The sequence below is a fragment of the Aquimarina discodermiae genome (assembly GCF_040786235.1).
Lineage (GTDB): Bacteria > Bacteroidota > Bacteroidia > Flavobacteriales > Flavobacteriaceae > Aquimarina.
Window position 1 is genome coordinate 29,731 of sequence record NZ_JBFMKP010000042.1, and the last position, 11,902, is coordinate 41,632.

14 protein-coding genes are annotated in these 11,902 nt (G+C 33.8%); 9 read left to right on the forward strand and 5 right to left on the reverse strand.

Features of this window, described 5'->3' with window-relative positions; all coding sequences use genetic code 11:
- Window positions 1–74: 74 nt before the first annotated feature.
- Window positions 75–758, forward strand: a complete 684-nt coding sequence (locus tag ABW636_RS20575; RefSeq protein WP_367591975.1) for a response regulator transcription factor — start codon at window positions 75–77, stop codon at window positions 756–758.
- Window positions 759–1,838, forward strand: a complete 1,080-nt coding sequence (locus ABW636_RS20580) for a sensor histidine kinase (RefSeq protein WP_367591976.1) — start codon at window positions 759–761, stop codon at window positions 1,836–1,838.
- Here ABW636_RS20580 and ABW636_RS20585 read toward each other — a convergent pair.
- On the reverse strand, window positions 1,776–2,831 hold the full coding sequence (locus ABW636_RS20585; protein WP_367591977.1) for a glycosyltransferase: 1,056 nt from the start codon (window positions 2,829–2,831) through the stop codon (window positions 1,776–1,778). The genes ABW636_RS20580 and ABW636_RS20585 overlap by 63 nt on opposite strands.
- Window positions 2,832–3,117: 286 nt before the next feature.
- Here ABW636_RS20585 and trmB point away from each other — a divergent pair, with 286 nt between their 5' ends.
- The 3 genes from trmB to ABW636_RS20600 are packed head-to-tail and all read left to right on the forward strand — an operon-like array spanning window position 3,118 to window position 4,761.
- Window positions 3,118–3,792, forward strand: coding sequence for a tRNA (guanosine(46)-N7)-methyltransferase TrmB (gene trmB, locus ABW636_RS20590; RefSeq protein WP_367591978.1), 675 nt, complete (start codon window positions 3,118–3,120; stop codon window positions 3,790–3,792).
- A 13-nt stretch (window positions 3,793–3,805) separates the two neighbouring features.
- A complete protein-coding gene (locus tag ABW636_RS20595) occupies window positions 3,806–4,435 on the forward strand; it encodes a LysE family translocator (RefSeq protein WP_367591979.1) in 630 nt (209 codons plus the stop codon).
- On the forward strand, window positions 4,426–4,761 hold the full coding sequence (locus ABW636_RS20600; protein ID WP_367591980.1) for an MGMT family protein: 336 nt from the start codon (window positions 4,426–4,428) through the stop codon (window positions 4,759–4,761). Before ABW636_RS20595 ends, ABW636_RS20600 begins: the two co-directional genes overlap by 10 nt.
- Before the next feature lie 224 nt (window positions 4,762–4,985).
- Here ABW636_RS20600 and ABW636_RS20605 read toward each other — a convergent pair whose 3' ends face one another.
- A complete protein-coding gene (locus tag ABW636_RS20605) occupies window positions 4,986–5,825 on the reverse strand; it encodes a hypothetical protein (protein WP_367591981.1) in 840 nt (279 codons plus the stop codon).
- Window positions 5,826–5,999: 174 nt separating this feature from the next.
- Between ABW636_RS20605 and ABW636_RS20610 the strand changes: the two genes are divergently transcribed.
- Together ABW636_RS20610 and ABW636_RS20615 are read left to right on the forward strand one after the other, a co-directional pair.
- Window positions 6,000–7,142 carry an Mrp/NBP35 family ATP-binding protein gene (locus ABW636_RS20610; protein ID WP_367591982.1) on the forward strand — a complete coding sequence of 381 codons (1,143 nt, stop codon included), beginning with the start codon at window positions 6,000–6,002 and terminating at the stop codon, window positions 7,140–7,142.
- Between the two features lie 3 nt (window positions 7,143–7,145).
- Window positions 7,146–7,385: a NifU family protein gene (locus ABW636_RS20615; RefSeq protein ID WP_367591983.1), complete on the forward strand. Its 240-nt coding sequence runs from the start codon at window positions 7,146–7,148 to the stop codon at window positions 7,383–7,385.
- A 4-nt stretch (window positions 7,386–7,389) separates the two neighbouring features.
- Here the strand turns inward: ABW636_RS20615 and ABW636_RS20620 are convergent, their stop codons facing one another.
- The 3 genes from ABW636_RS20620 to greA form a co-directional block, all read right to left on the reverse strand.
- A complete protein-coding gene (locus ABW636_RS20620; RefSeq protein WP_367591984.1) occupies window positions 7,390–8,286 on the reverse strand; it encodes a serine/threonine protein phosphatase in 897 nt (298 codons plus the stop codon).
- A gap of 280 nt (window positions 8,287–8,566) precedes the next feature.
- The gene (locus tag ABW636_RS20625) at window positions 8,567–9,016 is read right to left on the reverse strand and encodes a cytochrome c oxidase assembly factor Coa1 family protein (protein WP_367591985.1); all 450 of its coding nucleotides are present in this window, start codon (window positions 9,014–9,016) and stop codon (window positions 8,567–8,569) included.
- Between the two features lie 179 nt (window positions 9,017–9,195).
- Window positions 9,196–9,672, reverse strand: coding sequence for a transcription elongation factor GreA (gene greA, locus ABW636_RS20630; protein WP_367591986.1), 477 nt, complete (start codon window positions 9,670–9,672; stop codon window positions 9,196–9,198).
- A gap of 176 nt (window positions 9,673–9,848) precedes the next feature.
- On the opposite strand from greA, the gene ABW636_RS20635 reads away from it, so the two are divergent.
- Window positions 9,849–10,289: a hypothetical protein gene (locus tag ABW636_RS20635; RefSeq protein WP_367591987.1), complete on the forward strand. Its 441-nt coding sequence runs from the start codon at window positions 9,849–9,851 to the stop codon at window positions 10,287–10,289.
- A 142-nt stretch (window positions 10,290–10,431) separates the two neighbouring features.
- Complete coding sequence (gene tyrS, locus ABW636_RS20640; RefSeq protein WP_367591988.1) at window positions 10,432–11,727, forward strand: tyrosine--tRNA ligase; 1,296 nt, start codon at window positions 10,432–10,434, stop codon at window positions 11,725–11,727.
- Window positions 11,728–11,902: the final 175 nt, after the last annotated feature.

The following is an 11,902-nucleotide window of genomic DNA, read 5'->3' on the forward strand; positions in this document are numbered from 1 at the left end:
TTTCATGCTGTCATGATGGTGAAAACTTCGTTTTTAGATAGTATATTTACCCTTCGGGATATAACTTTAGAAAGATGAATACAAAAGACATTACAATTTTACTAGTAGACGATGAGCCAGATATTTTGGAAATTGTGGGATATAACCTTTCCGCAGAAGGGTACAATGTTATTACTGCAGAGAATGGTGTAGAAGCTGTAAAAGTCGCAAAAAAGAAAAAACCACATCTTGTAATATTAGATGTAATGATGCCAGAAATGGACGGGATAGAAGCTTGTGAGCAAATCAGAAAATTACCTGACTTGCAAAATATTATCATAACTTTTCTTACTGCTCGTGGAGAAGATTACTCCCAGGTAGCTGGTTTTGATGCTGGTGCCGATGATTATATCACAAAGCCAATACGACCCAAAGTTTTGGTGAGCAAGGTAAAAGCGCTATTAAGAAGGCTTAAAGAAGAAGAAAGCACCAATAGCGAAATTAAAATAGGGAATCTGGTAATCAATAGAGATGAATATAAGATCATAAAGGACAAAAGTGAGATTATTCTACCTAGAAAAGAATTTGAATTACTATCTTTATTAGCCTCAAGACCAGGTAAAGTATTTAAACGAGAAGATATTTTGGATAAGGTTTGGGGTAATGAGGTGATTGTAGGAGGACGTACCATTGATGTACATATTAGAAAGCTAAGAGAAAAAATAGGTGATGATAGTTTTAAAACTATCAAAGGAGTGGGATATAAGTTTGTAGTTTAAATGGCAGAAAATTTTAAAAAGTCGTATAGGTTTGCATATCTATCGTCTTTATATATTACCGTATTATTAACGCTCGTAATGAGCGTTTTTTTGTATTCTCAATCAATTTTTGATATCATACTCATAATCATATTTATATTGGTTTGCTATGCAGTATGTTTTCTTATTATACAATATCGCGTAGAAAAATTCATTTATCGTAGAGTGCGTAAGATCTATGATGATATAGAAATGCTAGAGGTGGATACCTTGGGAGGCAACCCGGTGACTACAGATATGAGAACGCTTATTAAAGAGGTTGAGAAGTTTGCACAAAAAAGAAAATCAGAAATAGAAAAACTTAAGGTTCGAGAAAACTATCGAAAAGAGTTTATGGGAAATGTTTCTCATGAGCTTAAAACGCCATTGTTTACAGTACAAGGGTATATTCTTACACTATTAGATGGAGCTATGGATAATCCAGAGATTCTTGATAAGTATTTAAATAGAGCTAATAAAGGAGTAGAACGTTTAATTTATATAGTGAATGATCTAGATATGATTACCAAGTTAGAAGTTGGTGATCTTAACCTTAATTATACAAATTTTGATATTGTAGAACTGGTACAAAGCGTTTTTGATCTATATGAAATGAAAGCTGCAAAAAAGAATATCGCTCTTACTTTTGATATGAATTATAGCGAGCCTATACTAGTACATGCAGATAAAGAGCGTATACAGCAGGTCTTGTCTAATCTTGTGGTAAACTCTATAAAATATGGTAAAGAAGATGGTACTACAGAGGTAAGCATAGAGGATTTGATTCGTAATAAAACCATAATCAGGGTGACCGACAACGGAGAGGGGATTGCGCAGGCGCATATCCCACGCCTTTTTGAGCGCTTTTATCGAGTTGATAAAAGCGGCTCTAGAAGAGAAGGGGGATCTGGTTTGGGCTTAGCAATCGTGAAGCATATTATAGAAGCGCATCACGAACGCATTTATGTAGAAAGTGACTATCGGGTAGGAAGTGAATTTTCATTTACTCTTGAAAAAGTGAAAAAGTTCCCCGTAGTCGATATCAGTGCTAAAACTACTTAGCCCTTTGTATCCATTAAGGTCTCTTAGTTTTGTAAGTGTAAAATCATTTTGATTGCAACTAGGTACTAATTTGTTGAGTGTTAATCGCTCGGCCAGGTACTCTTGTTCAAATTGTCCGGGTGTTGGAATGAAAAATGCTTTTTTCTTTAGCTTGGCAAGATCCATTACAGTGGTATAACCCGATCTCGAAATGATAATATTGGCACTATTGATAGTGTCTTCGAGGTGTTTTCCCGCAAGATAATTATGTACTGTGATATTGTTTTTTACATAGGTTTGCTGAGTCTCTTCTATAAGACCACGAACAAAAACTATTTTTTTATCACTTTGCTCAAATTCTTTAAATAATTTTTGTTCTAGAAGTGTTCTTTGTGGTTCTGGACCAGAAAGAAGTACCATGATATCATATTTTTTTGGAATTGCACGGTACTCAAATCTACTTAAAGGACCTAAATAAGTAACAGGGATGTTGGCTTTTTTTGGATGACCTAGTTCTCCGCTTAAATTAGGATCATCTGCCATGTCTGGTACCCAACATACATGAAACTTTTTGATGTATTTATTGTGTAGCTTGGTACTAATAGAAGTAGTGTTGCCACTTAATACTGTAAGTTGATGGGTGATAAATACAGAAGGAACACTTTTGTGACGTACTCCCATTCTGTTGTCAGATATAATACCACAGAAATCCTCTTCTTTAATTAGTTTTTTGACTGCCTTTTTTTCTGCTGTAATGGCATGAGCAATTTTAGGGCTGTTAAGTAGCATTTTTAGCTTAAAATTACTTCCCTTTTTTGCATATTCTATATTGTAAGAAGGAAGCTCTCTAGACTGTAGTTTTGGAAACTCCTTTCTTAAAAGCGATAATGCAACACCATCAGAAGCAATTACAGGCTCTAAGCCTTCTTCTATTAATGCATTTATAATAGGAATACATCGTGTTGCGTGACCTAACCCCCAATTAAGAGGTGCTATAAGTACCTTTTTACTCAAACGTTCCAGTTTTTAATTAATTATGTCAATACCATTGATAATAATTATAAAAGTAATCCTATTTTCTTATGCATATATTTCCTTAATTTTACCAAAAAATTATCTAAAGTGAAACTTTTGCTAAGATTAATCAAAGCAAAGGTTTACAAATTGTTAATAGATGTTATATTGGCGTAATCACATCGATAAATCAATGTGGCTGGGCTATATGCGTTACAGGGTAGGCTAGCTGCTATCCCTTATGTAGGTATAAATAATGTATATAACTAAAGAAATTTAAAGATCTGTGGGAAGTAAGAATAAATTAAAAAGATTTAATGAGAATAAAACCTTTCATAATGTGGTAGAACCAACGCGTGAGGAGGTACTTGACAATACATTAGGGTATAAAGGAAAATGGAAAGATAATTTTTTCAAAAATCAAAACCCTATTGTTTTGGAGTTAGGTTGTGGTAAAGGTGAGTATACGATAGGCCTTGCAACCCAATATCCAGATAAAAACTTTATAGGGATCGATATAAAAGGAGCGCGTTTTTGGCGAGGAGCAAAAACAGCCATAGAGAGCGAAATGACTAATGTCGGCTTTATAAGAACTCAAATCGAATTGATAGAACATATATTTGATGAAGGGGAAATAGATGAAATATGGATTACTTTTCCCGATCCTCAAATTAAATATAAACGAACCAAACATAGATTGACCAATCATGATTTTTTACAGAGTTATAAAAAAGTACTAAAATCAGATGGGATAGTGCATCTTAAAACCGACAGCGAATTTATGCATGGTTATACATTGGGATTGCTACATGGAGAAGGTCATGAGGTGTTGTATGCCAATCATAATGTATATCATAATGAGGGATCTCCAGAAATTGTAACAACCATCCAAACTTTTTACGAAAAACAATATCTGGAACAAAATAAACCTATAACTTACATTCGTTTTAAAATTAAGTAACTATAACCGTATTTTGGAAACTACCAAGCTGTTTTTAGTCACATTTTTTGCATCATTGATCGGTGTAATCCCACCTGGATTGGTAAATATGACCGTTGCCAGAACATGCCTCGAAAGAGGTAAAAAGAATGGAGTTCTGGTAGCTATAGGCGCTTCTGTAATTGTGGTGCTTCAGGCTTTGATTGCCATTCTTTTGGCAAAGTATATTTTTTTTAATCCGTATATCAAAAATATATTGTTGCGAACAGGAGCCGTTATCTTTTTCTTAATGGCAATTTACTTTTTTATCAAGGCAAAATATTCGAATAACAAAATTAAAGTGTACAAGCATACAGAAACCCGCAGTTTTTTTAAGGGAATGATGATATCGGCTATTAATATATTACCCATTCCTTATTTTTGTGCAATTGGAGCTGCAATGAGTGTGAGCGGTAAAATAGAGTATGGTATTTATCATATAACACTATTTATAGTAGCTGCAGGATCAGGTACATTTGTGACCTTATACCTGTATGTTTATTCCTTTTTGAAAATCGAAAAGAAAACAGCATCGATTACCAAATATTCTAATTATTTTATGGGAGTATTAATGTTGGTATTGGTAATGATTACCTTGGCAAGAATTGTTTACACATGGGAGTAAAAAATAACGACAACTTTTTTGAACGCGTATATGAGGTAGCTCGACTCATTCCTTATGGCAGAGTTACTTCGTATGGAGCTATCGCCAAAACTCTTGGTGCTGCGCGCAGTGCACGTATGGTAGGCTGGGCGATGAATGCTTGTAATGGTAGAGATGATGTGCCTGCCCATAGGGTTGTAAATAGAAAAGGCGTACTTACCGGCAAGCACCATTTTGATGGTACTAACCTGATGCAGCAACTTTTGGAGAGCGAAGGAATAGAAGTGATTGATAATCAAATCCAAAACTTAGATAAATTGTTTTGGGATCCAATGACCGAGTTATAAGGTATCTTTACTATTCTCTATAATAGATGTATTTTAAAAGTATACGATTTATATTTCCTGATTTTTGAAAAATTTATAAGTATTGTAAAATAAATATTGTGCTTGCACCAAAGACTAGTAACTACATTCTTCTAAATCGCCCTTCCAAAGGGAGACTTGAAACTCTTTCCTTTGAAGGAAGGTTGGGATGGATGTTTTAAAAATCCTAAAATGACAAATTAGGATTAAAAAGAAACACCTACACCTATCGAAAACATAGAAAAATCTTCAATGCCAAGTTTAAGATGTTCATATCCTCCAGACACTTTATATCTTTTTATGTGATAGTTCATAAGTGTGCTAAACTGATTGACAGTTTCATTATTGATAAAAGTTTGCATAAAATCAGCTTCAATGCTTATGGGTTTTGCCAAAAATAGTGCTGCTCCCAATCCGTAAGTAAATCCTGTTTCGTCTACTTCTCCATCTACATAGGTAGCGCCAAGCCCCCACCAAGCATTAAAGCGTTCGGTTCTGATACGATGGTATTTAGCCAACCCTTGATACATAGCTAAAGAGTTGTTTTCAAAATGAATATTATCTTCCCATAACTGAAGATAATTGGCTTTTAAACTTATTCTTTTGACAAACCAAAACTCAGCCATCAGTTGATTTCCGTAGATTTTTCCGTTTTCTACGATATATCGATCAGCAATAGTGGTTTTGAATATGGTGGTATCGTCTCCATGTTCATAAGAAAAGTTTCCTTTGGCGCCAGAATGATAAGGATATTTCGTTAATGAAGCTTGGCTAGCAGTATATTCTTGTTCAAAAGGGGTTTCGATAATAATCCCATAAGTAACTGCTAAAAAAATATCTAGGAAAAGTGCTCCAAAAGTATCTGCTATAAAGTTGTTTTCAGAATCAGAGGAATCACTATAAGTATATGATCTTGAATCACCTCTTGAGTTATTTTTTTCTTTCTTTTTAGAGAGACTTTTTTCTGCTTTTTCGAGTGTACTCTGACCAATCCCCGAATTACAAACTAAAAGTGAAAATATAAGGAGTAAGAAAATATTTTTCATAAGTATGGTTAAAAATTATGGGAGTGTTAACACAAATCATACCATTCTATTATCAACGCTAATATGGTTATAGAGTATTTCGATTTATAGGTTTTATAATCTTAACAATTCAACTTATCTTTGCAGTTAGAATTCATTCGAATAGATGGATTTATAAGAAAAAGAAAAGAATAGATGAAATTAGAGAAGTCAGCAATCCTAAAAGCTTTAGAAACAATTACTGTTGCCGGAGAAGGAAAGAATATGGTAGAGAGCGGTGCGGTAAAGAATGTAATCACTTTTGGAGATGAAGTTGTTGTGGATTTGGTATTAACTACTCCAGCACTACATATTCGTAAACGTGCCGAAGTAGATGTAATGAAAGCAATACATGACGAAGTATATGAGAAGGCAAAAATAAAAGTAAATATAAAGGTAGAAGCTCCTGCCCCGGCAGCAACACAAAAAAATGAGATTAAAGGAAAGGCAATTCCTGGGATCAAAAATATTATAGCTGTAGCTTCTGGTAAAGGAGGAGTAGGTAAGTCTACCGTAACCTCTAATCTTGCAGTATCACTGGCCAAAATGGGATTTAAGGTTGGTTTATTAGATGCAGATATTTACGGCCCATCGGCACCCATTATGTTTGATGTAGAGCGAGAACGACCACTTTCGGTTAATGAAGGAGGTAAATCCAAAATGAAACCCATAGAAAATTATGGAGTTAAAATCTTATCAATAGGATTTTTTACGCAACCCAATCAAGCAGTCGTTTGGCGAGGACCTATGGCAGCAAAGGCATTAAACCAAATGATTTTTGATGCGGCGTGGGGAGAACTTGATTTTATGTTGATTGATTTACCACCAGGAACAGGAGATATTCATTTATCGATTATGCAATCCTTACCTATTACAGGAGCGGTAGTGGTAAGTACGCCGCAAAATGTAGCTTTGGCAGATGCACGTAAAGGGGTAGCGATGTTTCAGCAAGAGAGTATTAATGTACCGGTTTTGGGAGTTATAGAAAATATGGCTTATTTTACTCCAGAAGAACTTCCTAACAATAAATATTATATCTTTGGTAAAGAAGGAGCTAAACATCTGGCAGAAGATTTAGAAATTCCGTTTTTGGGAGAAATTCCTTTAGTACAAAGTATACGAGAAGCGGGAGATGTAGGAAGACCTGCTGCTTTACAGGTGGCAACTCCTATAGAAAAAGCATTCGAGGCATTGACCAGAAATGTAGTGCAGGAAGTAGTACGTAGAAATGATGATCTACCTCCGACTGAAGCAATAAAAATAACAACAATGGCGGGATGTTCTGCCGTAAAAAAATAGAAAATGACTTCTGAAGAATTAAGAATTAATGTAGAAAAGGCGTTAGAAGAGATTAGACCTTTTTTAGAAAGTGATGGTGGAAATATTTCTTTGGTTTCTATTGAAGATGATAAAAAAGTAAAGGTTCAGTTAGAAGGAGCGTGCGTAGGTTGTAGTGTAAATCAAATGACTCTTAAATCTGGAGTAGAGATGACTATCAAAAAATATGCTCCTCAGATAGAAGAGGTAGTTAATATTTCTTAATATATTATTTTGTAATAAATTCTATAAGTTTTTGGGGTCCTTCTAGGGGTACCCTAATAATCTTAAGAATACCGTTTTCTGCTGTAGAAATTTGCCATTTTATTAAAGTAATAGTCCCGTTTTCGATTTCTATACCAGTAATTGATCTGGGGTGTACACAGCTTCCATCATTAAATAATGCTAACTCTCCCGCTTCAGGAAACCTTGGACGATGAGTATGACCGATGATTGTAAATAGGTTATTTTTAGAAGCAATCCATTTTTTAATCCTTCGTTCTACACGTATAGTTTCTCTATAGTTTTTTGCGGGACTTGTTGGGTCAGATATCCCAATGACCTGTAAGGGTTTCCATAATACACGAACCAAAAAACGATTAATTTTCCAGGCAGTATAATTCATAAAATCAGCCTGATGACCGTGTAACATAAAAATTTCTTGTTTTGTTTTTTTATGTTGTAAAATAATAGCTTCTTCATAGGCTATACCAGGAAAAAGGGGAATATCCTTGTCAGTTTTATGATCAAAATAAGTGCTTAAGTGTTTTTCTACATACTTAGGCTTTCTATACACCATATCATGATTTCCCCAAATCATTTCGAGTCTGTTTTCTACATAAAATTTTGAAAGTAATTCATAGACATTTTTATGAGCTCTAAAAATCATCTGGAAACTACGATTTTCCCAAAGTTCATCTCCATCTCCCAGCTCGCAATAGGTAAACCCTTGATCGTAATAATGTTTTAACGCGTGAAAATAAATATTTCTATTATTAGCAAATTCATCTGCAAAACTATTATCTCCGCGATGACAATCGCTAAAGAGCACGAATTTAGAATGATCATCAAACGGGATGATTTTGGCATTTTTATAAGCACGATCAAGTCTATATTGTGAAGACATACACTAGGTTTGGGTATATATAGCTAAATCAACATAAAATAACATGAATCTTTTGTGCAAAAAACTAAATTTCATCCTTAAAAATCATCCCCATAGCTACTACTATGCCTCAAATTTTTGCGTTGAACTTTGCTTTTTATCATCAAAATCTTTTATGTCATTTTATATCCATTTAGCTATAGTAAATGGTTACTTTTTATCAAACATAAATATATTGGTTGATAAGGTACCTAATGTATAAAAAAAGCCTTTTCTACACAAAAAAATATTATATAGGTTTCTACTTTGATGGTTCAATAATTTCAATAATTTGTTTCTCTTCAACAGGTTTTTTTATTCGAACATTTACTTTTTTATAATTCCATTTCCCGTTTATCCGATCTGCAGAAATATCTAATCTAGCGTTTCTTTTTCCTCCTTTTATTCTAAAAGATAAATCAACAGATTTATAATTATTTGAATAATGAACCTCACCTTCTAAAATAGCTAGTTTATCAATAGGCTTTAATTGACCTAATACATCAATTACCCTTTTGTCATTTTGCGCCATTTCAAAAGGATGCTCATAAAGCTCGGTATCTCCATAGGTCTGGGTGATTTGAACTATCTGATTGCCTAAGTTAGACGGCAAAATAGAAACTATAGCGATTAGCATAAAACTAAATAGAAGTAGTAACCATTTCCAATTTTTGTTAAACCGACTTTTAGTCTCAGATGTTTTGTTACTCATACTATCTATTAATATAGTGATAAAAATATTTGGGTTGATGATCTATAGTAATATAACATTATACAAAACTATGTGTTACAAAAATGGTAGCTTTCAACTTATTTTGGGGTGAAACACATCAATAAAAAAAGCCTTTTTTAAAAATTAAAAAAGGCTTTTTTTTATACGTTTTGTAGTGACTATTCTCTGGTAATATCTACAACATCAAATTTCATAATACCATTAGGAACTTGTATTTCTGCTATTTCACCGATACTTTTTCCTAAAAGGCCTTTGCCTATGGGCGAATCTACAGATATTTTTCCCGTTTTAAGATCGGCTTCACTTTGTGCTACCAATTTATAGGTCATCTCTGCACCATTAGTTTGATTTTTGATCTTTACAGTAGAATGTATAAGTGCTTTAGATGTATCTAATTGAGATTCATCTATCAATCGTGCATTGGAAAGAGTCTCTTCGAGTTTAGAAATTCTCATCTCCAACAACCCCTGTGCTTCTTTTGCGGCATCATATTCGGCATTTTCACTTAAATCCCCTTTATCACGTGCCTCTGCTATTGCTTGAGAAGCTTTAGGACGTTCTATGTCTTTAAGTTGATCTAGTTCGTCTCTTAACTTTTTTAGCCCCTCTGCAGAATAATAAGATACTTTGCTCATAACTTCATCGTTTATATAAATACAAAAAATCCCATAAGAATGGGATTCGTTATTCAAAGATAACAAAAAAATTACGGAAGACCGCAATTTTACGTAATTTGCCATTGCTATTTAAGTCTTTTATTTATTCATATAATTAGGCCAGATAGTAAACGTATTTCAAAATAATAAAATAGATGAATAAGATTGTATTTTTGATGGTAACACTCTTGATGATCTCTTGTAAGAATGATGATGACAATCGAGATCAAAATCCTTTTCTTCCACCTTCGGCAATAGGTAGTTATCAAATAAACCTTAACCTTCCTCAGTTTAATCCTTTAAAATTTCCTTCGGGTTTCGTAGAGGATACATCGGATAATGGAAGTATAAGAGGTATAGGTATTTTTAATGCAAATGATACACAATATATTGCTTTCGAATTGAGTGATCCGAACCTTACTCCTAGTGCTTGTTCGAGATTGTCTGTTGAAGGGTTTATCGCAAGCTGTAACTGTGACGGTTGCGATAATGAATACGATATTTTAACAGGTCAACCTACTAAAGGAGGAGGGCAATATGGATTAAGATTCTATAATATACGTAGAGAAGGGAATGTACTAATCATAACAGATTAAACAGCTTATAAAAAGTTGTTTTTATAATGTTAAAAAATATCAAATTTGTGTTTTTTATTAATGTTATAGGATTTCTTTTAGAATGATAGTTCATTTTTGACCATATTTTTATCTTTGTCGCTCTTAATCGAATACTAGTACCATGACCAAAAATTTTATAGAAGAATTGCGTTGGAGAGGGATGTTGCATGATGCAATGCCCGGGACCGAAGAATACTTATTAGAACAAATGAGATCGGCTTATGTTGGGTTTGATCCAACAGCAGACTCATTACATATCGGTAACTTGGTTCCTATTATGTTATTAGCGCATTATCAAAGAGCGGGTCATAAGCCTTTTGCATTAGTAGGAGGAGCTACAGGTATGATTGGTGATCCTTCTGGTAAATCAGCAGAGCGTAATTTGCTAGATGAAGATACACTTCGTCATAATCAAGAAGCTATAAAATCACAGTTAAGCAGATTTCTTGATTTTGAAAGTGATGCTGCTAATGCCGCTGTTTTGGTGAATAATTATGATTGGATGAAAGAGTTTTCTTTCTTAGAATTTATCAGAGATGTAGGAAAACATATTACAGTAAATTATATGATGGCGAAGGATTCTGTAAAGAATAGGATTTCTTCAGAATCATCAGAAGGAATGTCTTTTACAGAGTTTACTTATCAATTGGTACAGGGATATGACTTTTTGCACTTATATAGAGCCAATGATTGTACTTTACAAATGGGAGGAAGTGATCAATGGGGTAATATTACTACAGGAACAGAGTTAATCAGGAGAATTGCTGGTGGAAAAGGATATGCACTTACTTGCCCTCTGATTACAAAATCAGACGGTTCTAAATTTGGTAAATCTGAAGGAGGTAATGTTTGGTTAGATGCTAATAGAACATCACCTTATAAGTTTTATCAATATTGGTTAAATACTAGTGATGAGGATGCAGAAAAGTATATTAAGATTTTTACTTTTCTAACAGAGGATGAAATAAAAAGTTTGGTCGAAGCACATAAAGAAGCTCCACATCAAAGGATTTTACAGAAAAGACTAGCAGACGAAGTGACGGTGATTGTTCATTCTAAAGAAGATCTGGAGAATGCCATTAAGGCTTCGGCAATACTTTTTGGAAAATCAACATCTGCTGATCTTAAGGATTTGGACGAAGCTACTTTTTTAGATGTTTTTGAGGGTGTACCACAAGCCGAAGTTTCTAAAGAGACAATAGGTAATGGGTTGGACATTATTGGTGCCTTGGCAGAGCAAACAGGTTTTCTTAAATCTAATGGAGAAGCTAGAAGAGCTTTGAAAGAGAACTCTATTGCAGTAAATAAAGAAAAGGTTACAGATAGTTATTCGATATCAAAAGAAGATTTAATCAACAATCAATTTGTTTTATTGCAGCGTGGTAAAAAGAATTATTTTGTAATTCGTGCAGTATAGCAAAGCTATTTATGAGCAAGCCAGAGAGAATTAAGCTCTGCAATATGTATAAAAATAAAAGAGGTCGTCTAAAAAGTTATTTTTAGGCGATTTTCTTTTTCATCCATTATGGTTTTTGTTGATTTTTTTCAATTTTAGGATTAAAAGATGTGTTTTAAAAAGGCACACGCAATCC